Origin of the sequence: Bradyrhizobium archetypum (genome assembly GCF_013114835.1) — a bacterium.
Taxonomy (GTDB): Bacteria; Pseudomonadota; Alphaproteobacteria; order Rhizobiales; family Xanthobacteraceae; genus Bradyrhizobium; species Bradyrhizobium archetypum.
In genome coordinates, this window is the sequence record NZ_JAAVLW010000001.1 from 58,232 (window position 1) to 79,739 (window position 21,508).

General features: G+C 58.4%; 17 protein-coding genes, 1 tRNA gene and 3 pseudogenes. 4 read left to right on the top strand and 17 right to left on the bottom strand.

Translation table 11 applies throughout. From position 1 onward, the window contains the following. The first annotated feature begins 391 nt into the window (after positions 1 to 391). Positions 392 to 598 carry a hypothetical protein gene (locus HCN50_RS00215; RefSeq protein ID WP_210264785.1) on the top strand — a complete coding sequence of 69 codons (207 nt, stop codon included), beginning with the start codon at positions 392 to 394 and terminating at the stop codon, positions 596 to 598. A 335-nt stretch (positions 599 to 933) separates the two neighbouring features. Here the strand turns inward: HCN50_RS00215 and HCN50_RS33235 are convergent, their stop codons facing one another. From HCN50_RS33235 to HCN50_RS00260, 11 genes and pseudogenes are all read right to left on the bottom strand, one after another. Then, complete coding sequence (locus HCN50_RS33235; RefSeq protein ID WP_235976669.1) at positions 934 to 1,224, bottom strand: hypothetical protein; 291 nt, start codon at positions 1,222 to 1,224, stop codon at positions 934 to 936. 148 nt (positions 1,225 to 1,372) lie between these two features. Continuing rightward, positions 1,373 to 2,074, bottom strand: a complete 702-nt coding sequence (locus HCN50_RS00220; protein ID WP_235976670.1) for a hypothetical protein — start codon at positions 2,072 to 2,074, stop codon at positions 1,373 to 1,375. A gap of 27 nt (positions 2,075 to 2,101) precedes the next feature. Further along, positions 2,102 to 3,116, bottom strand: a pseudogene (locus tag HCN50_RS00225) (nucleotidyl transferase AbiEii/AbiGii toxin family protein). Next, positions 3,109 to 3,702, bottom strand: coding sequence for a DUF6088 family protein (locus tag HCN50_RS00230; RefSeq protein ID WP_171707655.1), 594 nt, complete (start codon positions 3,700 to 3,702; stop codon positions 3,109 to 3,111). The pseudogene HCN50_RS00225 and the gene HCN50_RS00230 overlap by 8 nt, the downstream one beginning before the upstream one ends. A gap of 81 nt (positions 3,703 to 3,783) precedes the next feature. Then, a complete protein-coding gene (locus HCN50_RS33025) occupies positions 3,784 to 4,014 on the bottom strand; it encodes a hypothetical protein (protein ID WP_210264730.1) in 231 nt (76 codons plus the stop codon). Between the two features lie 153 nt (positions 4,015 to 4,167). Further along, a pseudogene (locus HCN50_RS33240) lies at positions 4,168 to 4,296 on the bottom strand (nucleotidyl transferase AbiEii/AbiGii toxin family protein); the annotation flags it as partial. Beyond that, positions 4,254 to 5,120 carry a type IV toxin-antitoxin system AbiEi family antitoxin domain-containing protein gene (locus HCN50_RS00240; protein ID WP_235976671.1) on the bottom strand — a complete coding sequence of 289 codons (867 nt, stop codon included), beginning with the start codon at positions 5,118 to 5,120 and terminating at the stop codon, positions 4,254 to 4,256. The gene HCN50_RS00240 and the pseudogene HCN50_RS33240, both read right to left, overlap by 43 nt. Positions 5,121 to 5,627: 507 nt before the next feature. Beyond that, positions 5,628 to 6,062, bottom strand: a complete 435-nt coding sequence (locus HCN50_RS00245) for a hypothetical protein (RefSeq protein WP_171707656.1) — start codon at positions 6,060 to 6,062, stop codon at positions 5,628 to 5,630. A 127-nt stretch (positions 6,063 to 6,189) separates the two neighbouring features. Then, the gene (locus HCN50_RS00250; RefSeq protein WP_171707657.1) at positions 6,190 to 6,555 is read right to left on the bottom strand and encodes a hypothetical protein; all 366 of its coding nucleotides are present in this window, start codon (positions 6,553 to 6,555) and stop codon (positions 6,190 to 6,192) included. Positions 6,556 to 6,719: 164 nt separating this feature from the next. Then, the gene (locus tag HCN50_RS00255; protein WP_171707658.1) at positions 6,720 to 8,201 is read right to left on the bottom strand and encodes a hypothetical protein; all 1,482 of its coding nucleotides are present in this window, start codon (positions 8,199 to 8,201) and stop codon (positions 6,720 to 6,722) included. Continuing rightward, complete coding sequence (locus tag HCN50_RS00260; RefSeq protein ID WP_171707659.1) at positions 8,186 to 9,820, bottom strand: VPA1262 family N-terminal domain-containing protein; 1,635 nt, start codon at positions 9,818 to 9,820, stop codon at positions 8,186 to 8,188. Before HCN50_RS00260 ends, HCN50_RS00255 begins: the two co-directional genes overlap by 16 nt. Before the next feature lie 289 nt (positions 9,821 to 10,109). On the opposite strand from HCN50_RS00260, the gene HCN50_RS00265 reads away from it, so the two are divergent. Then, the gene (locus tag HCN50_RS00265) at positions 10,110 to 10,562 is read left to right on the top strand and encodes a mobile mystery protein A (RefSeq protein WP_171707660.1); all 453 of its coding nucleotides are present in this window, start codon (positions 10,110 to 10,112) and stop codon (positions 10,560 to 10,562) included. Further along, the gene (locus HCN50_RS00270) at positions 10,559 to 11,149 is read left to right on the top strand and encodes a mobile mystery protein B (protein ID WP_171707661.1); all 591 of its coding nucleotides are present in this window, start codon (positions 10,559 to 10,561) and stop codon (positions 11,147 to 11,149) included. The genes HCN50_RS00265 and HCN50_RS00270 overlap by 4 nt, the downstream gene beginning before the upstream one ends. Before the next feature lie 28 nt (positions 11,150 to 11,177). On the opposite strand, the gene HCN50_RS00275 is transcribed toward HCN50_RS00270, so the two are convergent. Both HCN50_RS00275 and HCN50_RS00280 read right to left on the bottom strand, forming a co-directional pair. Further along, positions 11,178 to 12,506, bottom strand: a complete 1,329-nt coding sequence (locus HCN50_RS00275; RefSeq protein WP_171707662.1) for a hypothetical protein — start codon at positions 12,504 to 12,506, stop codon at positions 11,178 to 11,180. A gap of 69 nt (positions 12,507 to 12,575) precedes the next feature. Then, positions 12,576 to 13,277, bottom strand: a complete 702-nt coding sequence (locus HCN50_RS00280) for a hypothetical protein (RefSeq protein ID WP_171707663.1) — start codon at positions 13,275 to 13,277, stop codon at positions 12,576 to 12,578. Positions 13,278 to 13,487: 210 nt separating this feature from the next. Between HCN50_RS00280 and HCN50_RS00285 the strand changes: the two genes are divergently transcribed. Then, entirely contained in the window at positions 13,488 to 17,900 is a 4,413-nt protein-coding gene (locus HCN50_RS00285; RefSeq protein ID WP_171707664.1) for an NACHT domain-containing protein, read from the top strand. A gap of 38 nt (positions 17,901 to 17,938) precedes the next feature. Here HCN50_RS00285 and HCN50_RS00290 read toward each other — a convergent pair whose 3' ends face one another. The 4 genes and pseudogenes from HCN50_RS00290 to HCN50_RS00305 all read right to left on the bottom strand — a co-directional run bounded on the left by HCN50_RS00290 (position 17,939) and on the right by HCN50_RS00305 (position 21,284). Further along, entirely contained in the window at positions 17,939 to 18,871 is a 933-nt protein-coding gene (locus HCN50_RS00290) for a hypothetical protein (protein ID WP_171707665.1), read from the bottom strand. A gap of 312 nt (positions 18,872 to 19,183) precedes the next feature. Further along, positions 19,184 to 19,270, bottom strand: a tRNA-Met gene (locus HCN50_RS00295). Further along, a pseudogene (tenA, locus tag HCN50_RS00300) lies at positions 19,249 to 19,920 on the bottom strand (thiaminase II). The gene HCN50_RS00295 and the pseudogene tenA overlap by 22 nt, the downstream one beginning before the upstream one ends. Positions 19,921 to 20,843: 923 nt before the next feature. After that, positions 20,844 to 21,284 carry a hypothetical protein gene (locus tag HCN50_RS00305; protein WP_171707666.1) on the bottom strand — a complete coding sequence of 147 codons (441 nt, stop codon included), beginning with the start codon at positions 21,282 to 21,284 and terminating at the stop codon, positions 20,844 to 20,846. Positions 21,285 to 21,508 lie beyond the last annotated feature (224 nt).

Here is a 21,508-nt window from a genome sequence, read left to right on the forward strand (position 1 = left end):
ACCTGGTACTGGCGTGGCTGGATGCCGAAGCGTTTCGGAAACTGCTTCATATCGTGTCCCTTGCGATGAGGATGCATTGTTAAGCTAATGCCGTATCGCATACCACGTCATCCGCGACATTTCGTGTAAGAGATCGCGGTAGAAAATCGCTTCGTGACCATGCTTGATGGGTATGCTTCCTACGGACCGCCGGAACGCCAGCATCCAAACAGTTTCTGTGATATGGACCCCGAACGCCCAAGCTGCAGCGTCTTTGTGAGCGATCGCCGCGCGGAGGGCCCCGAAATCGCTCGATGGTGAAAGAGGATGTCGACGCGGAGCGTATGGAAGGCGCCGTACCGCCTTCATGCTGTCGACCCATGAGCCCGCTTAACTATTGAGATTAGGAGGCATGGCTCTTTCTGCGAAAAAGGCAAAGGCAGAGCCCGCCTTTCGCTTCTATCTGCTCTTCGACAAGATCCATCGAGAGGACATTCTGCACCACGCCTATGCGCTGGCCCGCGCCAATGCGGGAGCACCGGGCGTGGACGGACAGAGAAAAAAGAGTTCTCGCGTCCAAACCCAGCTTATGCCGCCTGGCCTCACGGTTACCGAGTGAAGTCGAAACTGATTGGCTCGCCGCCAGCGGAAAGCCTTTTCTCGAACCCAATACCGCGCCGCCAGTGCAGAGCTACAGAATCCTCGGTGATTAGCACTACTTTGGCAGGTTCGTGAGTTTGGTGAGCTTATCAGCATTGAAATGGACGGCATTGGAGGCTTCCGCCTGCTTGAGGTAAGTGGCCACCCCCGCGCTGTCTACGCGGACAGGTCGAATACGGCGAATACGCCTTGCAAACGACCCGTGCGTGGTCGGAGAGGAGCGACGCTATCTCGACTATCACGTCACAGATATCCGGAGGCTCGAGATTCGGGCGGAGCGGCGGAAGGACATGCTCACGATGATGATCGAGGAGCTGCCCGCCCCCGATCATGCCACGGCCTGATGATCGGCCGGTGCATCCTTCTCGACACCCACGTGCCAACGGTACGCCTGTCCAAGACGTGAAGGTCTCGCATCCAGACCTGGCGCTCAGCGTCTACGAAGGTGTGCTCGTCGCCGAAGGTATACCCCATCGTGAACAGCACGCTGTGTTCACGAACGATGCGTGATTGAAATTCGCGAAACAGATCGGCATAGGGAGAGCCAAGGCTCGAATTCTGCTTGGCAGGCGTCGGATAGATCATCACTTTTCCCGGTTCTTTGGAGACAGCCGTCTCCCGGATTGGGAAAATTCCGTGATCGTCCTCTGTCCAACTAATAGACCCGTGAATCTTACATAGATAGACAAAGCCATCCACCGCAGACCATTTGCGGCTGGTGACATCGAGTTGTTCAGCGAGGGTACCGAAACGTTGCCGGATTGAACCGCCTTTCGACAACACCGGAGAAGCCGTTTGTGTATGGCAGGCCAAGCCTATCCATAGCGGTCTCGTTGAAGAGATCGTAGTTCGTGGTGAACAACCAAGGACGCGGAAGGGATCGGTCACGCAGGACAAGCTTGCGGTAGAAGGATTCGTAGAGGCCGATGACCGTGTCGTCGCCATTCGCGAAGGCGCCATTGGTGCATTTGGCCGAAAGAAATGTTTGAACCTTCTTGATGATCGATTCGACAATCTTGAGGCTCGTTGCGGCGTCACCTAGCGAACCGCGTACCAAGACGAAGCGTAGGCTGAACAGAAGCTCCATCAGCCGCTCCAGGTTGCGCGCGTACTCCGCGGCACCGATGTCGATTCCAAACTGCTTAAGCAGAGCATCACGCTCGTCGGCTGTCGGAAATGATTGATCGCCTTCCTTGGGTGCCGCGGTGAATTCTTTGGCGAGCGGCGCCATCGTTGGAATGCCGACCTCCTTGCCATTGACCCACGACGACGAACAGCCGGCTCCCAAGAGGAATGCTACATTCTTGGCGTTTAGGGACTCTGCCAACGCCTTTCTGACAATATCGGCCCCATCGGGCCATTCATGGTCAGCCTTCTCGCCTTCGACGCCGCGAATAAACTTGAATGTGAGCTTCGATGGCTCCGCTTTGTTCACATCCGCCCATCGCGCTCCCCCCAATCTCTATTTCGCTGCCTCGTTTGCCCGGCGCGCGATATCTGCACTCCGCGCCATGAGCGCTTCAAAGTTTTCGGCATCGTCCAAGAGCAGACCGTCCTCGACCATGCGACCATAGTCGTCTTCCAGCGCTTTCGCGGCATCGCCGCCAGGCACGAGCTGTAGACCGCCATTCACGGCAGCCGCGTAATCGATCTGACTGCGGTCAGCGGCCTTCTCGGCGAAGAACATGCCCTTGTGGTGCGACCGCGTTCGCCAGCGCGCGATCCGCGAAAGCCGCTTCCGCAAGACCGGCGTCATCCAGCCGCACGACATCATGCCAGTGTCGTGCGAAGCGACCGCCGCGAAGCCGCTCCTGCACGCAGCAGACGTGGATCGCCGTCGCCTTTTCCCAGAAGGTTCGCTCGGCGTGCATCACGCGGGGCCTTGCGGTCGGAAACGTTACGCCTTCGATCAGGCCGGATGCGTCGCAGGCGATATCCCGCAGACTTGCCGGCTCGCCCATCGATCGCGCGCCGAACTCGAGCATCACGCTCGGCGCCACGTAGCCGGAGCCCGCCGCAATCGGTGCATAGTCGATGAACAGCTTCTCGCCCTCGACGCGGATCGTGGCAACCAACGCCTCCGCCGCCAACGCGCCCGCGATGACCGGCTGCGCGGTCCCCGCCACCCACTCCGGCAGGCGCTTGCGCACCTCGCTCGACCAGCGCTTCTCCTCGCTACGTGTTTTCGGCAACGCCTCGCCGTTGCCGTCCACAAGGTCGGGCACAATCGCCCGGATGTCGTAGGTCAGATCGACGTCCTCAGAAAAACGCCGGATGGCCCCGTAGGCCTTCGACAGTGACGTGCCGCCCTTGAACACCAGATGTTCGCCAAGCGCCGATCCGTAGAGCGTGGCGAGCGCCCATACCACCCACACATCCTTCTCAAGGAGGTGCGCCGGTCGTCCCGACTGATCAGCTGCGACGTTCAGCGCCTCGCGGCGATCAGCGACCGGAAGGTGGAGAAAGGCGTCAGCCATGCGCCGCCTTTCCCACGCTGCGCGCAAGCCAGGTCGGAAGTTGCGGCGCTGCCGCCACGAGCTCGCTGAAGGTGGCCGGCGAGAGCTTCCGCTTCAGTGTTTTCAATGCGGCTTCCGCCTTCTCCGGCCCAAGCCAGGCCAGCGCCCGCACCGCCTCACCCGCCTGCTTGTGAGCTAGGGCGAGTTGCCACCGCGGAGCGTGACGAAGCTCAACGACCTGCTTGCCGAGACTCACCGTTCGGCTCCGGCCGGAGGTCAGATAGACCGTCCGAACCGGCACCTGGGTCGTCAGGCCGAGCGTATTGGCCGCCGCCGCCCCGCTCGGGACGATGACTTCGCCGCGCTGGCTGGCGAGCGCCTCGACCGCCTGCTCGACGGAGGGAGCCCGCGTGCCGAACCGGCTCGTGAAGGGACGGAGATAAACGCCCCGGCCGGCCCGGATCAGTTGACCCCGCTCAGTCAAACGCGACAAGGCCTGATCCACCGCGGCGCGATTACCGAGGTGGAGCAAGCTCTTAGCCGCCAGGGGCGTACCTGCCGGCAACGCTTCGGCATGCGCGAGAATCTGTTCGGTTAAACGTTGCATGGCCGTTCTCCTGTCAGAAATCTACGCGGTTTTCTGACAGCTTTCAAGCCAACGGATGGCCCCCGGCCCGTCCATTCCGGGCTAGATGAGGGGCGCGCCCTTATCGAGCAGACCGTCCAGGAAGTCCTCCCGCGAGCTGATCGGTCCCGCGAGCGTCGCGAGGATCAGCGCCTCGACGACCTGGCGGGCCAACGCCGGCGCCGTCACCCGCTCTTTCGTCGTAATGGCCATCATGTTGCGCCCATGGAGGAATGCGCTCCGCACGCCGAAGAGTTGCTCATACTGATCGGCGAAGCGTCGATCTCCCAGCAAGCCGGCTACCCGTCCCCGCATTCTGTTCGTGCGCGCATCCCTTTGTGGCGGTCAGGCGCGATGCAAAAGTTCTTCTGATAGTCCGCGCGCAAGCCGAGCGCCGCCTCGATGGTCGTGATGTGCGCAAGAAATTCGTCCACGCCCTCGGCCAGGCGGCATGTCGCGGTGGAAGAGATTGATGGCGGTGCCGCCCTTGAGCGCGAAATCGGGCTCCGCCGCGACGAACGGGATCATCTCGATCAACAAGGCCACTTGATGCCGGTATTTTTCAGACAGGGACATTGAGGTCGTCCGGGATGGTTATGAGATATTTGGTGTCGAGTTTGCCGCCCTTGACGAGCATGCGCTTTCCCGTGCTCCGAGATTGACTTTCGCCTTGTCGATCTGTTTGAACAGGCGTGCTGATGCCGCTCCGCGAGCCAGAAGAACAGTCGTTTGACCTTGACGCTTTTGCAGTCGTTCAGAAGCGTTTGCAGCCGCCGGGGACTCAGGCTCCTCAAGCCTTCCGCCAGCGCATCGACCTGATGGAAGCTTTCGTGGCGGGGCAATTCGTCGAGCAGTTCGAGGAACGCACGTTCGGGCGTCGACACGGTGAGATGCCAGTCGAATAGTCCCGGTATTTCTCGCGTCGTACCCGACTTCGATCCGGGCTGGCTCGCGTGCGTCTTGAACAGGCTTTGCGCACGGTGAACGTAAAATTTCTGCTTGAGGGGGAGTTTGCCAAGCCAACCGGGAGCCGGTCGCGTTCCGTATAGATGTACGGTCGAAGGACCGGTCTGGCTGAGGTAGTGGGCGAGGCCTTGCGCTTCGAGGGCGGTACGTCCGCCGACGACGAGGTCGGAACCCAGCATTCGTTGAAGCGACAACGCTCTGCCAAGTGAGTTCGCCAAGTGGGCGTTTGAAGTACCCCGCACCGGTTGAACGAGCCAGCCGGCCGAAACGTATTGGCTGCGCAGACTGGTGAAGTATCCGTGCCGTTCCATCCAGGCGGCATCGACCAGAAGCCCCTGTGGGAGGGTTCTTTCGAGCTTGTTTAGCTTTCTGTCCTTTTGCTCAGCCATACTAAGTAAAACATCGGTTTTTTCAAACCGAGGGGCAAATTCCATCAGATTGCGCAGTCAGACTGAGCAAAATAACGTAAATCTAAACCAAGCGGAAACCCTAGCTAGATGGAACCCGTGCAGGTGGGGCCTTGAAATGAAACCGAGCTTTCACTGAGGGTGTGCAGCCCAACTTTTGGGAGACACCGCAATGAGCTCGCCGCTCGGACTGCTCTTACAAATACGCGTCTCTCTTCCGCAAAATGATAAATACGAAGGTGCGAAGCAGCGAACGCTCGATCAAGGAGCTGCTCAGACTCAATGCGGAATCGGATTGGGATTTTCTGACTTCGGCCATGGACATCGTTGACGATGCGTCTCGCCGCCGTCGGTCACGTGCAAAATACGGACTTGGCAGTCCCACGAAGTATGACCATCTCGGCGAAAAATATCTGCGGCTCTACGTCCTATTGAGCGCGACTTACATTCAGCAGCAATCGATCGGCACGATCTACAAAATCATGAACCTGCCCGATCCGAAGACGCTCAAGGCTTCGGGATCTAAGGCACAAGCTATCCTCGCACGGAACGGATTTCCTGGATTCTGCTACGGGCAGCAAACAGGCGTTTGTTCCTCTCCGGTTCAACCTGGACGACCGAATGTCGATCGATGTCTTCGAAGGTTACTCGCTTGCCCGCATCGAATAGAGCTTTCGCTTTCTGCATCGCCTCCTCGGAGGGTGGCCAGTAGCCAAAGTCGGTCACCAGCCGCGGGACGCGAACCCGCGTCACCAGCGACATCAGCTCCTTGTGAACGATGGCCGACAAGGCTTCCTCAGAAGTAACCGGCTCCAGGGTCAGCAGCCCCTTGATCTCGTCGAACTTCGCCGAAATGTGCAGGCGCGCTCGACTTGCCCAGCCTCGGCATTTCTCAGAACACTCTGGCTGAATGTGCCCGGCACGGACGCAATCAATCCTGTCACGGTCACAGTTGCCATGACATGCCACGTCGCTTCCTCGCGCTCCGGCTTTAGACTGACGATGTGCTCGCCTATCAACAAGGGGATCACGCCGTTCATCCAAAGCCACGCCATGCACGAAAGCAATTGCGGGCCAGATGGTTCATCGGTTAGGTCTAAGGCCGCGCTGATGAATTGTGGATGGTCATCAAATCGTCCCTCGACGTAAGGCAGCACGGTGAACGCAGTTTGCGTATCAGCAAGAAAACCATGGACTGGATCGCTGCGTTAATCTCTTGCCTGAGACGATCCGAGGTGAGACCTGCGAAAACAAGCGTCTTGATGCCGCGCGACTTCGCTGCATCTTGGGCATCGGCGGTGTCCGCCACATCGGATGTGATCAAAACATCGATTTCGCGGCGGCGTCTTGTTTTGCTGTTCAAGACAGGCAGCTTCTTCCGCTTCTCGACGAAAACTCCCGGCACCTCATGCATTATCGCAACGAGGTCCTCCAGGAGGTCTCCCTTGCGCTTAGCAGTCATTCCTTTCCCAGCCGCATCGCACCGCACGCGATTCTCGTCTCCGCTTCAGCGTCTCACAGCACGCTGTTGCGGGCAAGACGAAGGACGGCGTTAAAATGGGATTCGACTTGCTCATGAACTCGCACGGAATGCTATTTCACGACGGGTCTGGCTTTCGCTCTCAATTAGGTCGGCTGCACCGCTCCATACATGAGCTTGAGGTAGGGGCTCTGTAGGCCGTCGGGCACATACAGTGTCGTCTCCGGCAGCCAGTCTCCGCCACTCCGGGCCACCTGCGACGCATGTGCATAGGGCTGGAGTTCGGACAGCAGGCGATTGTACTCATGGACGATGTCTGAAATGCTCTCGTGCCATTGATCTTCAAGAACGGAGATCCGCCGATATATCGACGTGGCCGCCTGATCCCGCGCATCCTGGGTCATGCATTCCAATGCATACCCGACGACCGCATAGTCGAGATCCGACCGCTGTATCGCGGTGCGCCAGCCATTGTCGCTGAACCGCCAAGCACGCCAACGCTCAAATGCCGTTGTCCAGAGAACAGACCGCCGCTCGAGCGAGGCCCCGACACAAAACGCTCTCAGGCAATTGGTGATGGACTGGCGCATCGGATTCGGCTGCACCGATCTGCCCAACAAACGAATTGCGTCGACATACCCTTTGAGCGCTTCATCCGGTACGTGAACCAGGGCCCTGCCGAGCGCCGCCTGCAATTCTGGCTGCTGCGCCAGCGCGAGCATCCATCCGTCCCAACACGACGGGTCCTTCGATACCTCGATGAGGAGGTCTGTGAGCAGGGCGGCTTCGTTAGAGGTTGGCGTCCGACGTGACTGCCATTGATCCGTGAAAGAACGGTAGACGGCGGCAAACTGAAAACGTCGGCTTTCGCTTTCCAAAGCCAACCGAAGGCACTGCTCGGGGGTAAAGACCTGCGCGAGGATAAGTGCGAGTGGCGTCTTCTGGATTTTGTTGAGGCACGCGAAAAGCTGTGGCCTCGCATAGCGAAGCAAGAAGCGCATCGTCTGCGTTTGGAGGGCGCTTGGAAATATCGGAGGGAATCTACGCCAACCACCGATGATGTTCGCCCAGTCGCCTTCGGCGTCGGCTGTCAAGAAAGCTTCGACGATTTCGGCCTCCCGGATCGGCGGCGGATGTCCGCCGGCACTGACGATCGTGAGGTCAATGGATGCGGCGACTCGGCTCATTTGATTGACGAGGTTGCCGTTCGTACCAACGTCATCGGGCAGCAAGTTCCACAACGCGTTTCCGAAATCGCAGACCTGGGCAACGACGATGATGGCGGACAGCCGCGCGAGCTTCGAATCCGACGTCCCATCCCATGTACGCATTTCACCGACAAGCCAGCGCAGCAAGGATGCATATCGGGTCAGATCGACAGCACCGTCAACTGTTTGATCCGGTGGCCAAGGCGGTCGAAAGCTCAACCGGATAAAGTTGAACTGCTCATGAAAGCGATGGAATAGCTGAGCCGCTTGATCGGCGTCTTCAAGGAGGCGAAGCGGCTGTTCGATACCATCGATCGACGCTATGAGCTTATCAGGTGTCAGCGCCTCTCCATCTTTCGCGGCAAGGCCGAGCGCTTCGGCAAGGAGCGCATTGCCGGAATTGTTCACGGCTTTTTCCATACGAGATGTTCGGGCTGATCGAGCTGACGCCAAAGATCTTCGAACGCATCGCAGATCAACTGGCCATCTTCGACTCTCTGGAGGATGTGATGTTGCTTACCGAGCCCGTTAACGGACGTTCCAAGGGACCATACTTGGGCTCCCGTGCGGGTCGCCGGGAACAAGAGAAACCGATCATGAAAAGACCAACCCGCCATACCAATCCGCGCGCGGAATTCTAGGCGAAGGCCGCTCCAGTTTGACTTTATTCCGGTGAAGAAAGCGCGTTGCTGCTCAATGAACCTTGTCTTTGACGTCGACGTTGAGGACTGCTCAGCCTCGAATCCCTGCGCATCGGAGAGCGCGCGCAAATCTGCGTCGGCGTAGGGACAGTGGAACAGAGTCTTGATGATATCGTCGGCGCTTAGGTAAGGGTCCCAAAGCCACGTAGCGTCCTGTCCGTGTTGGCGAATAAGAAACCTCACATCCTCGATGGCCTCTTCGTGCAACGCTTGTTGCTGGCCTGACTGCGGAAGATACTGCTTGAAAGCGCGGCTTTGCCGCAATCGGCTTGCCTCCTCGCGATATATGCGGGACTGTCGCCATTCGCGAACGGGATTGGAAGACGCATCGCCCACGATGTTCTTGATCGGTCGCGGACTTACGCCAACGCGATAGTCGTCAAAGCCGCCCGTAGCGTTCGGGACAGAAAAAACGCGCGGCTCGCCCCCCACGATCTGCATGGCGAGTTCGATAGAGCGGATGAAACTCATTTCTCCGCTTGCCGCCAGCAAAAGGCCGTTTGGTTCGTCCCACAAAACCGCGCGGCGGAGTCCCTCTCCGTCTTGCATAGGCAACAGCATTTGCGGCTGATCAAGATTCCGGGAATTGAAGCCTGATATCGCGCCGTCATCCTCCGTCTCGCAAAGCACGCGCAGTGTCCGCGGTGGCGCCTTTGGATGCCAGGCGATATCGATGGTCAGCTCGCCCGTCTCGCGCATCTCTCCAAACTTCGATTTGATCACGGTAACTGGCAATTGCACCAGGATGTTGCCGAGGCGATCCGACAGGCTTGCCAGTCCAATGGGCACGTATTTGCGCACTGCCTCGGATAGTTCCTGCAAGGCGGGCGGATCGTCGAACAACGCCTTTAATCTGGTTTTGGTGGTATCGACCCATTCGAAGATATGCGAACCGGACCAAAAATTGTTCTTGAGGACTCGATTGATAGGGACACTGCCGGCGTTTTCGGCCGGAACGAATTGCGCTGGAATAGAGACCAGCTTGGCGACGCTTAGTGAATGTCCGGAAGCGTGCCAGGTGCCGTTCGAGCAAAGATCGTCGAGCGAAGGGACCAGCTCGGCAATCGGTTTCAGATAGCGCTTAATTCCAAATGACCATCCCTTGTGCGATCGCAGTACAATGCGCTCAGGATTCAGATATCTAGGCTGCTCCTGAGCATCCGTCAGTCTCTCTTCAGCGACCAGGATCGTGAAGATGTTGATGGGCTGAGCATGGTCAGGCAGCGAGGCGAAAACCTCGGTTACTTCAAAATGCGTGTAGAATCCAAGAAGGCCGGGCTCGATGCACCGGGCTATTTCATTTTTGGCGATGTCGGGATTCCAACTGCGCGGGAGCATGGGCGGATGTCAGATGTGAGCCGATGACCGGCAGCGATGAAGCAAGCCAAACTAGAACATTAAGGGAACAATCTCAACCATTGGATGCAGCGATCCGCTTGGCAAGACTCAATCCATACCGACCAAGACTGAATAATTTCAATAAGATATCTGTTATGATCTGAGCGTTTATTTATAAGCTATAAGATATTGCATTTTGCCATTTTAATAAGGCATGCCTTATAAATTTTGGGAAATATATGCTATACGTTATAGATTTGGAAATAAACTATATGCTATACCTTATCGTATGAAAGACGCCATCCGCCATCTCGACAGCCGCTTTGCCACGCTCAGCGCGCTCTCGCACGCCCAGCGCCCTCCTAAGGGCTGGATTCGCGCGATCCGCGACGCGCTCGGTATGACAACCGCCCAATATGCCAAGAGGCTGGGGGTTTCGCAGCCACGCATCGTGGAACTTGAAAAATCCGAGCAAGGCGGCAGTGTAACCCTCAATACGCTTCAACGCGCGGCTGAGGCCCTCGGCTGCCGGCTGGTCTATGCGCTTGTACCCGAGCGTCCCCTCGCAGAAGTTGTAACCAAGCGAGCTGCCGAGGTCGCTGAGCGGCAATCACGAGCTGTCGAGCAGACGATGCGGCTTGAGGACCAAGCTGTGGAGGACAATCAGGCTGCCCGCGCGCTTCGGGAGCAAGCGATCGAGGATTTGTTGAAACGCCCCGCGCGTCTCTGGGATGACGAATGACTGATACTGATCTGCACGCCGCCGACGATCACGCGACACCGCTGACGCCCCAAGAGCGCGAAGATCTTATGCCAACGCACATCACTTTGCGCAGCGAGTTGAACGAACTCGAGCAGCAGAACATTGCCACGGCAAACCTGTGGGCGTTTGGACGCCGCAAGGTTCCGACGCGGGAAAGTTTTCTCAAGAGCTTGCATCGGCGCATGTTCGAACGTGTCTGGCGCTGGGCAGGCAAATTTCGAACGACGGAGCGCAATCTTGGCGTCGCGCCACATCTCATCGAAGTTTCACTGCATCAGGTGCTCGACGACGCAAGGTATTGGGTCGAGAACAACACCTATCCACCGGACGAACTTGCCGTTCGCTTCCATCACCGTCTCGTATCCGTGCATCCGTTTCCAAACGGCAACGGCCGCTGGTCGCGATTGGCTGCTGATGTGTTGATCGTACAGCTTGGCGGCCAACGCTTCACATGGGGCGGCGCCGACTTGCAAACAGCTGGTGCCGCTCGTGCGACTTATATCGCTGCGCTTCAGGCTGCCGACAACCATGATCTCGGGCCACTCATCGCTTTCGCACGATCGTGAACGCCCCGCAGGCTAGCCCGACCAGGCCTTAAAGCTTTGGATTGCGGAGCGGTCTCGCACCCCAGTCAGGCTCAAGCTCGAAAACCAGTTGATCGTCGTCCTCGTCCAGGCCTCCCTTTTGCAAGCGGGCCGTCTGAATGGTGCAGCCAGCCTTGAGCTGCTGTTCGAAGAAATTGTCGCCGCGGAAGGCGTAATTCTGAAATTGCTCCTGGGTTATGCGACCGGCCAGCAGTTCGAGCACCATACGCGACGAGATACTGATCGACATGTTGAAACCTCCTTTTGTTGTGACCGTGGTCCCGAGATAAATCCCCTTACCCTGCGGATCGAAGAGACCTTGCCTGTGCCAGGAACGCGCTTGGTACCCTTCAAGCTGCGGCTGCGGCAATCCAAGCGCGATGCGGTTGAGCCTCTCGTATTCGGCGTCCCGCTGCGCGGAGGACTCGCGTTCAAAGAGAGTCACTTTCCATTTGGGAGAATTGGAGCCTGCTGCCATAAAGGGCCCCCAATTTCTGTAGGGCGAGAATACGCAGACAAGGTCGACCTTGGAGCGTTGAAGAAAATAGTGGATCACCTGTTCGCCGCTGACCTGAAACCCGCCGAGAGGTTTCAACTCGCGGAGCATGTAACAACCCGCATCACCCAAGAAAATGCATTTGAGCACGCCGGCTTCTGACTTAGACAGCTGCCGCTCCTTTGAACGCAGAGCGCTGTAAACGGGATTATCTTCAATATGATCCGCAACCGGAGGCATTGAGCAGAAAACACGTCCTTCAGGATGGACGTATTTGCGCCACTCAATAACGACGTCGATTTGCTCGTCTGTGAGCTGAAGGGTTGGAGGATTTGGCCAATCAGGCGCGGAAACCCAATCTTCTAATTTTCTCTCAAGTGCGGGCGTAAGCTCGAAATCCTTCGTGACGCGGCGGACACGGCGCAATTGACCTCCCTCTCGTCTCCGCGCCTCCATAAAGCGATAGTAGAGGTGCGCCCCGGATTTCTTTCGCTGGCGATTACAAAAATGTCCGATCTTGTCAGCCGCTCTATTCATCAAGTCCTTTCCAGAAAACGTGTCGTCGGACACCGCCCTGATTTCAACGAGCGCAGGACCACGCGGAAATAGTGTGCGCGTGAATGCATCTGGTCGAGCGCTGGAATTCGTCAGGACCGGATCTATTTCAAGATCAGCAACCTGCTGAATGCTCCACAGGAGGCTCAACTCAACTTCTGCTGCGAGCGCGTCTCTCGCGTTCTTATGCTCCAACCTCGCCAGGAGGTCGGCAGCCTTTTCGATCGTCAGGAGTGGAGCTAAATCATTGAGCATCGCCTGCAAGCGACGCCGTGCATAAACCGGCATGTTCTGTTCGGAATCGCCCCTAAAAAGCGGTAGATGCTAAGTGAGTCTCGTGCCGCGGGGAATATGCCATCAAGGCGAGGACAGCAGCTTTCTCAGCTGGTCAATGAGGCGATAGACCGCGGCAAGCGCCGCGAGCGCGGTTGCCTTATTGCAGGCCTCGCCCGACCGCAGCGCTCGGCCGGGATGGACAAGATTGCGCGCGTCTTTGGCTAGGCCTGCCTGTTTTTCCGTGGCAGTATCGATCACACCATTTGAAGTAGCAAGGCTGATCAGGTCAGCGAGATGTAGCTGATCGAGCGGCCGTTTTGGCGTGTTCGTAAGTGTGACCTGTTTTAACGCCCAGAGAAGAAGCGCTTCCAGGGCCGCACCGGCAAAAACGGTTGCCCCCATCCATTCGCGGGCGTTGAAGTCGGTCCACGCCGCCCGAATGCGATCCTCGATGCCAAGACGAACATCCGTGTCCGTAATAAAGGGCAGTTCAGGCTCTGCCGGGGGCAGCTCGTCATGACAGTGCATCATGAGCCGGCGGATTCGCTCGACCGCGTCCTTGCCGCCGACATCCCGTGCAGGCCGAGTATCGCCAACGTTCCAGAGTGCAAGCGAAGTCGCAAGCACGGCGCGACATCGCGAATACTCTAGATAGTCCATCATCGCCAGATCGACCAATTCGTTTGGAACTTGATCGAGAAGGCCTAGCAGCGCATGGACTTCGGCGCGGTAAACATATGTAACGGCGACGGCATCGATTTCGCTTCGGCTAGCGCCGAACATGCCATCAATGGCGTTTACGATCTGGCTCGGGACAACTTTGGCATTGATGATCCGGCAATAGATGATCGGTTCTGCCGAACACCGCGCGAAGAAACAACGACAATCGCGTGAGCGTACAGCAGCAGGCTTTCTATGCTATTGGTTTTATAAAGGATTCGTCGTTTCTTGGCACGGGGCCGGAAAAGCGACCTTTAGAGATTTGGGCGGCACGTGCGCGACGACTTCACCAAGCGAACCGTTACCGAGATTGCCAAGGACGTCGCTTACCGCTGCTCGAATCCTGATTGCCGGCGACCGACTCTCGGCGCCAATGCAGCCCTGGATGGGACAATCATCATAGGCGTGGCGGCACACATCTGTGCGGCCTCTCCTGGGGGCCCTCGTTACAACGCCGCCCAGATGCCGGAGGCGCGGCGGAGCAAGGAAAACGGGCTATGGCTTTGTCAGAATTGCGGGAGGTTGGTCGACGCCGATCCCAAACAGTTTACCGTTGAGCAATTGGTCAAATGGAAGCATGACGCGCAAGCACAGGCTTTCCGCGAGCTTGTCGCACCAAATGCAGCCGTCGCCGAGGAGGCTTCACGCGTCAGCGCGGCGATCGCGGCAGATGATCGACCTGTTGATGCCGCGTTCGACACGATATTCGAGAAGATTCATGCTGCCGCAACAACCGACCTTGCAACGCATAAGCGCGGGCCACTTTGGTCAGGTGCGACAGTTGAGCTCACTCTAAGGATAGACGGCGACGGCGCCGCACCGTCTTTCAGCATCGGCAAATTGCCGCTGGCTATCGAAGTCGCGCCTGACGTGACGATCGTGGCGCCACCTGGCACAGGCAAAACCACGACGCTCCTGCAACTGGCGGGGCATGCGCTCACGGCCCATTCTATCGTCCCGCTGTATTTCAGGTTGGGTGATTGGTCCGCGGGATCAGCAGGGCTGCTTGCCAGCTTGCATCAACGCGCTGCTTTCCGGACGACAAGCTCCGACGAGATTGGCGCACTTGCCCAGCGCGGCCGGCTTCTGCTGTTGCTCGACGGTTGGAACGAGCTTGCTCCGGACGCCCACAAGCGACTGCGTATCGAGATCGGGCAAATCCGTCGCGACTGGCCCTATTTGCGCATTATTGTGACGACGCGGCGGCAGGCACTCGACGTTCCGATATCCGGGCCACGGGTCGAGATCGAACCGCTGTCCGAGGATCAGCAGATTTCGATCGCGGACGCGCTTGATGGCGCGGCTGGCAGGAAGATGGTCGATAACGCATGGCGGACGCCGGGGGTTCGCGCGTTGATCGCGACGCCTTTGTACCTGTCTGCCCTGGTTAGCGGCGGCGCGCAAGGCGCCATGCCGGATACCAAGGAAGCCGTGTTGCGCTTGTTCGTCCAACAGCATGAGAAGGCGGGTGATCATGCCGAAGCTCTGCATTCGGCACTGCTGGGATGCCACACGGAGATTCTGACGGAGCTGGCGAGTCATCTCAATGCTGTCGGCGCAACCACAATGTCCGAGGCCGATGCGCGCCGGATTGTGACCACAATGGCCGCCAGTCTGCGTGAGCAAGGTCAGATTGCCGCGCCGCTGGAGCCGGCTTCAGTTCTTGAAGCGTTGACAAGCCATCACACCTTGATGCGCTCCGGCGTTGGCATCGCGTTTCAACATCAGCAATTCCAGGAGTGGTATGCCAGCCACAGGGTTACGGAGTCGATGCAGGCGGCCGCCAGGGGCGACGCCGGCGCCCGCGTTCGGCTGCGCGCCGCGATACTGGACCAGCCAGCCTGGGAGGAATCCGTCTGGTTCGCGACAGAACGGCTCTCACGCGAGAAGGGCGACGCCGAGATTGTTGCACATGCCGTGCGCCTGGCCTTGCCTATTGATCCTATGTTGGCGGCCGAGATGATCTATCGGGCGGCATCAGCGGTGTGGGATCTCGTAGGCAGCGATATCATGTCGTTCGTGGCACGTTGGCGCAGAGCCGAAACGGTGGATCGTGCCGTGCGTTTCATGATCATGACGGGCCGCCCCGAATTCGCGCCGCAGATTTGGCCGCTCGCGTCGAGCAGCGACAGGCAAACACTGATCCCGACTTTGCGCATCGCGCCGCGCTTTCGTCCAGGAGTCCTCGGTCCCGATGTGCAGACGAAGGTCGCCGATCTTCCCGAGGACACGCGGAAAGACCTGCTCGGGTTGCTCGCCGGCGAGAGCGGCGTGGACGGAATGGATCTGGCGGTCGAGCTAGCGAAGGTCGATCCGAGCCCAAAGGTCCAGGCGGATGTAGTCCAACATCTTCAGTTTCGGCTGGCCGAGCGCCATATCGCGGCCTTGCTATCGGTTGCACACGAAGAGACGTGGGAGCTGGTCGCCAGGCGCGCCTACGCGGACGATATCCAGGACGCAGAGATCGCTGAGAAACTAAGCACCATTCGAATGGTGGCTCTTGAACAGGCGACTGAACCACCGGAGCGGCTGCGCCTTCTTCTTCAACAGCCCGCCGATGACCCTGGACGCGACGCGGCGATCGCGGCCGCGATTGCCGACCCGCGGTTTCGAGCCAATGACCGGCAAAGTGGCTCACTGTATTTCGCGCAACAGGGTGCGCCGCAGGCGGTCTCGCAAGGGCTCTGTCAACGCCTGGAGGTTGGTCTTGAACTGCCATACCGCGCGAGCGAGCTTCTTCTGAACCTGAATGTGACCGACGAGGCACCGATCGCCGACTCCATTCTCGATGTGAGCCGCGAGAGTCGCGACCTCAATGCCGCTGCGATTGTGGTTGGCCCAAAGACTGTCGACGCACTGATCGAGAAATTTCTTGTGTGCGCACAAGCTTTGCGCGCCGCACGGAACGATCGCGCGCTCAGCGAGGAACGCCGTCGTCTCGAGGATAGAATTCGCGGCACGCGCGCTCCCATTTTCGCGGCAGCCATCCTGCGGAAGGCGGATTCAGACGATCTCGGCGTCATTTTATCTCTGGCTTCGCTGGTCGCTGACCATGGGGCCGAGCACGAGGATCGCAAGGTGGCGCTGGCGATCGATCCGGTAACCAAGAACGCATGGATTAACCTTCTGCGACGCTGGGTCGACACCGTGATTGCAGCGCCGGCCGCAAGAAGACATGACCTTAACGAGGTATCGAACGCGATCGGGCGCTTGGGTTTGCCGGAACTCGTGCCCGACCTAAAGCGGCTGCTGGACCAAGATCTGTCACGCCTAAGAGTGGCGCGCGCTGGCTACATGGAGGCCAGAAGACGCGGCAATATCGAGGCGGTATCTGACGCAAGCACGCTCTATGACAATCAATATCGAGCCGCTTTTATCCGCATCGGCGGCGATGAAGTGGCCGCCGTTGCCGCCCAGTATCTCGAAGACAGGGAGTTTGGTTTTTCGGCCGCGGTCGTTCTGAAATCGATTTCGGACCGACAACTCAATGTGCCTGAGCCAGACTGGCATCGTCGGTGGCCGTGGTTCGATGAAGTCGAGGCGGCGCGCAAGGCTCGCGCGATATCGCCGAGACCCAAGCCATTGAATGCACTCGCCACGCCGATCTTCGCCGCGATAGATCGGCTGGCGAAACCGAAGGCCGAGAAAGAGGACCAAACGCTCGCAATCAGCTTGGCGCGCATTGCGCTAAGCATGCCGCACGAGGATCATGATGAGCTGATCGCTCGTGTCTTGGGCTTGCCGCAGCCCTCAGCGGCCAAACAAACCCTCCTAGCCGCTATGGTTCTGGATGGGCAGATCATTGATGCCGACCTCGTCATGGGCGCAATCGATCAATGGCTGGCCGCGGCGGGGAGTGATCCGACGACAGCGTGGCACAAGCGGCAAAACACTTGGGAAATCGAGCCGTGGCTTGAGCTGCTGCCATTCACGACACGTCCGGAAGCCGTGCTCGATGGCTTGACAAAAGTCAAGGCATTCTACGGCCGCGACTGGGCGCAACGGTGGGAACGCGTGTTAACCTCGGTAGCCGCCGCGCCGGATGCGGCGGGCATAGCTCTGCTAACGAGCCTTGCACGTGCGCACAAGGATATCGCCGACGAGCATGCGTGGATGCAGGCGATCCTCAACCGAGGCACTCTCGAATCCGTACTCCTCTACGTCGACCTGTTTATCGAGCGCATCTTGGGGACAGAGCCTCACGGTGCCGACGCGTGGCATGTCGGCCGCCAATTGGCGGAATATGCGCAAAGCTTTCCTGAGCTGAAGCCTCAGTTGAGGAGGCGGTACGAGACGGTTGGCAACGATCCGGGCCGGACGATGCTGGAGCATTTCTTTGGCGAGGCGGCAAGCGACGAAGACCTTCTTGCTATGGTCAAGAAGTACGCTGCGAACAGCCGGGCCTATGATGGGCAGATGGCGCGTGCCGTAGAAGCCGTGGCGGTTGACAAGGTGCCTGTCGCCGAAGGCTCGAATTCGTACAGCATCTACCCTGCTCCGGTAGGAAGTTTGCGCAAGGCGCTGTTCGATCTGCTCAACGGTTCGCCGACGGAAGCGACCATCGCGAAAAGATGCCTGGAGGCCATCGACAAGCTTCGGGATGAACATGGTATCGCGGCCAACGATCCTCGCCACCCCGACGTGATGTCCGAGCGGCCATGGCCGCCCGAAATTGAGATTTCTTAGCGCCGCGCTGCGTGGAGCCGCCGCGAGTGCTGGCCAGCTCAACAGCGGCCCTGCCTCCCTTCGACTGCGGTCACCGAGACCTGGATGCTTGCCACTAGACTTGCGGCATTCTTCAAATCACCCGCAAAACGCTGTGGGTTGCCGGGGTAGTAGCAATGACTTCGGTCGAGTGGAAACGTCAGAGACTCAAGAGTCGCGCCTGAGGCTGATTTCAGATCGACAACTACCGTTTGTGAGCCGTTCTGAGTTCCTCCGCTCCCTGACCACGTCCATTCTGCGACGTAAGTGTCAGGTTTTCTTCCACGATTGTCGACGATCGAGACACTTATCTGACTGATCGTGCCGGATTTCGCGCGACTGCCGTCCAAAGTATCGAAACTGTCAAAAGTGAAGCGCCTCGCCGCTGGTGCGTCGCTAACTGGAGGAGCTGCGCTTGCTGATGGCGACGGTATCGATGGTTTCGGTGATGCCGTTGGGCAAGAGATCACACTGCAATAGGCATCGTTTGCAGCTTTGCGAATTGGCGGAACCGCAGCCAGTAAAGCTGTGACCGTAACAAGCAGAGCGGTCAACGTGGTTGTTCGGCTCGTCAAGCGTTCGATGAATGTTTTCTTGGTCGACGCACTCTTAGACTGGTCTGGTTGAGAACTTCCGGCCGTCTGCTGCACAGGAGAATTGACGGCCGTTCCGATGTTGGTGGTGTTGTTTACGATGTTGTACGTGACCGCTGGAAAGGATCGAGCCGGTTGGTCTGGATGCTGCTCGGCTTCTTCGATGGCATCAATTCCGTGTGCGTTAATGCGGGCCGTGTGCGGAATGCTAAACGTCTGAATCAACCGCTTATCTTTCAGGTAGCTCCAAGCATGATGGGCTTCCAGTTCCGTCAAACCGGTGCCGCTTGCCAGGTGTTCCACAAAGGCGGGGTCGGATGTCGCTTTGCTGTGCTCGTAGAGCGCTTTCAGGAGGCGCATCGCCCGTGCCTGACTGCTTCGCGGTTCGGTCACTATCGTGGCTCCTCTGACGACACCAGAAGTCTAGCAACGAAGCGCAACCGGAGCGCGCCTATTTGGACCCGTTGGCACGCTTAAATTCGCACGAGGATTTTGTGCCGCTTTGTGCCAGTTTGTGCCGTGGAATTCCTGCAAGCGGTTGGGAATCCGAGACGAAATTTCTCTAACCCATTGCGAAACAATGGTTCTCGCTCGAACAGACTGCGAACGATTTGTAAGGCATGAAAAAGCCCGCCAAAGGCGGGCTAATTCGTTGATTTCATTTTGAAAACTTGGTTGCGGGGATAGGATTTGAACCTATGACCTTCAGGTTATGAGCCTGACGATTGCCGAAAGCGTTATTCAACACCCTGGCCCGCGCGCCAGCCCATCTCCCAGAAGTCTGCCTCGAGTCGCGTGGCTTCCTTGAAGATCGCAATCAGCTCTGCCTCGCGGGCCGGCGTGGCGTAGAGATCGGCGAGATGCTCCAGTCGCCCGCGCTTTTGCCGCGACCTCCTGGTACGGCACGCCGGCGTACTCGGCGATCCAAACGCGATAGGAGTTCGTCGCAGCGTCCGCATTGGGGCGCGAGGCGAGCCGCGTTGCGATCTCCGCGTACCCGATCACGCAGGGGGCAAGCGCCACCTTGAGCGCCAGCAAATCGCCGCGCATTCCGGCGTCGAGCACGTAGCGTGTATAGGCCAGCATCTCAGCCGCCGGAGGGGTTTGTTCAAGGTCGCTCGGGGACAGCCCCCAACCGGCACAGAGCTTCACATGCAGGTTCATCTCGACATCAAGGATGGCCGAGAGGCCGGCCGCTGCTTCACGCATGTCGGCAAGTTTGGGCGACTTGTAGACCGAGAGCGCGTAGGCGCGAGCAAACTCGATGAGGAACAGGTAGTCCTGAGCGAGGTAGTGACGAAACGCCGCTTTGGGGAGCGAGCCGTCTGCCAATCCGTTGTGAAGGGATGCTCGGTGTAGGCCCGCCACTCAGCGGATGCTTCTGTCTTTAGACGCTCGAAGAAACTCACGATCTTTCGCCTGCCTTGCTTTTCCATGATCGTCTTTAGCTCGCTACCGATAGCGCATTGCGAACCGGGTGGACGCTGACCTTGACAGGCCGCCGCGATCAGCCGGTGGGTTGGCGCAGGTAATTCGCTTGCCGTCGGTCGCCGGGACTAACTTGCGTTCTCACGTTATCATCAACAGAAGGTCATGCCCTAAGTCCAGGTTTCGCTTGCAGGTTGCAGGTTTCCTGCCGCTCGCCGGCTAGCATTACTTCCCAACCAACAAGTCCCTTTGTGCCGTCAGGTGATGACGTGCGGATGCGCCGTCTTTTGGGTGGATCACCGAGATCCTCATTAGTCGCCGGAGCGGCGTGACGCGATCAAGGTTGAAACCGCGTCGTCGTCGACCTTCACCGGTGAAGCCCAGCAAGCTCGGGGCGTCGAGCCAAACAAAATGATAATCGCGATCGCTGTCGTGGGCGTTCTGCTTCCGGCCGAGTCGAACTCGGTTGCACGCCGAAGATGCTCAAACCTTCGTTTGCGGCACGGTAAACATCGCGCATTGAACGCATAGAACGCAGTCAACCAGATGCAAGCATTTCGCATGCATTGGAAGGGGATTGCATATCGTTACGGCTGTCACTGCCGTTCGAAAGCAATGAAGGTGTCGGCCCGATGCGCGCCAACCTGCGTGGTCGGATCATTGAATTAGTATGTGTTGGAGTTCGCCAACGTCCGCCGACGCTTATTCAACGGATACTCGACGACTGCTCCAAGGCTACTCTAAGTCGTTGAATTTGCTGGCGCTCCCTAGGGGAAACGAAGGGCACCGTGGGAAGACACTGAAAAACAACAGCAAATCAGCTCGGCTGCGACGGCATTGCTACCACGGCCTGCTACCACCAGCAACCATGGGCGGCGAACGAGAGCGCGCGACCGACCCACTCCTATCGGATATTCTCTGGTGGCTCCTTTCCCGCCATAAAGTCTTCGAACGTATAGTCTTCCTCGCCGGCTAGACGACGCTCTTCCCGCGCCCTCACTCGCTCGACTTCGTCGAAGCAGGATGCCGACGCCGCGCCAAGTAAGAAAAATGACGCGTAGAGGCCTACAGCCAAAACAAAGAACAGCCGAAGCGCCGCCTGTTCACCCACCCAGGTGATAATCTTCTGCACTCCCATTAGGTCGGTATGCGGCAGAGCAAGCCCCACGTCGTCGAGAAGACTTAGAACGATATAGCTCGGCCATTCACCTGTTTTGGCCCAGCTCGCGATGTCGATGCCGAGCCGTCCGATCCAGCAAACGCCGAAAAATAGCGATAAAAGCAAAGAAGCGACTGCTAGGCCCGCAACGAACGTACAACCCGCTCTGTCCCAATCGATCGTCACGCTCGCCTCCCCTTAACCGTTGAGACTTCAAGCGGCCATTTCCTACGCTTGGGCAACGGCACAGAGCATGGCGCGACGAGGCGGGCGGCGGTCTAGTACAGTTGGGTGGGTACTGCCAACCAGCCGCCCTCGTACTGAAAAGACTAGGGAATTTGCGCTCGCTTGAGCGCGCTTTGTATACGGGTTTTGCATTTTTACAAGCCGCCCAAAAGCTGCCAGCCCAA

Bases quoted from the DNA above. Each gene is read 5' to 3' on its own strand.
- HCN50_RS00290 (WP_171707665.1), bottom strand. From the start codon at position 18,871: ATGCGCCTCCTGAAAGCGCTCTACGAGCACAGCAAAGCGACATCCGAC.
- HCN50_RS00230 (WP_171707655.1), bottom strand. From the start codon at position 3,702: ATGCAACGTTTAACCGAACAGATTCTCGCGCATGCCGAAGCGTTGCCG.
- HCN50_RS33235 (WP_235976669.1), bottom strand. From the start codon at position 1,224: ATGATCTATCCGACGCCTGCCAAGCAGAATTCGAGCCTTGGCTCTCCC.
- HCN50_RS00240 (WP_235976671.1), bottom strand. From the start codon at position 5,120: ATGGAATTTGCCCCTCGGTTTGAAAAAACCGATGTTTTACTTAGTATG.
- HCN50_RS00260 (WP_171707659.1), bottom strand. From the start codon at position 9,820: ATGCTCCCGCGCAGTTGGAATCCCGACATCGCCAAAAATGAAATAGCC.
- HCN50_RS00270 (WP_171707661.1), top strand. From the start codon at position 10,559: ATGACTGATACTGATCTGCACGCCGCCGACGATCACGCGACACCGCTG.
- HCN50_RS00265 (WP_171707660.1), top strand. From the start codon at position 10,110: ATGAAAGACGCCATCCGCCATCTCGACAGCCGCTTTGCCACGCTCAGC.
- HCN50_RS00215 (WP_210264785.1), top strand. From the start codon at position 392: ATGGCTCTTTCTGCGAAAAAGGCAAAGGCAGAGCCCGCCTTTCGCTTC.
- HCN50_RS00250 (WP_171707657.1), bottom strand. From the start codon at position 6,555: ATGACTGCTAAGCGCAAGGGAGACCTCCTGGAGGACCTCGTTGCGATA.
- HCN50_RS00275 (WP_171707662.1), bottom strand. From the start codon at position 12,506: ATGCCGGTTTATGCACGGCGTCGCTTGCAGGCGATGCTCAATGATTTA.
- HCN50_RS00255 (WP_171707658.1), bottom strand. From the start codon at position 8,201: ATGGAAAAAGCCGTGAACAATTCCGGCAATGCGCTCCTTGCCGAAGCG.
- HCN50_RS00280 (WP_171707663.1), bottom strand. From the start codon at position 13,277: ATGTTCGGCGCTAGCCGAAGCGAAATCGATGCCGTCGCCGTTACATAT.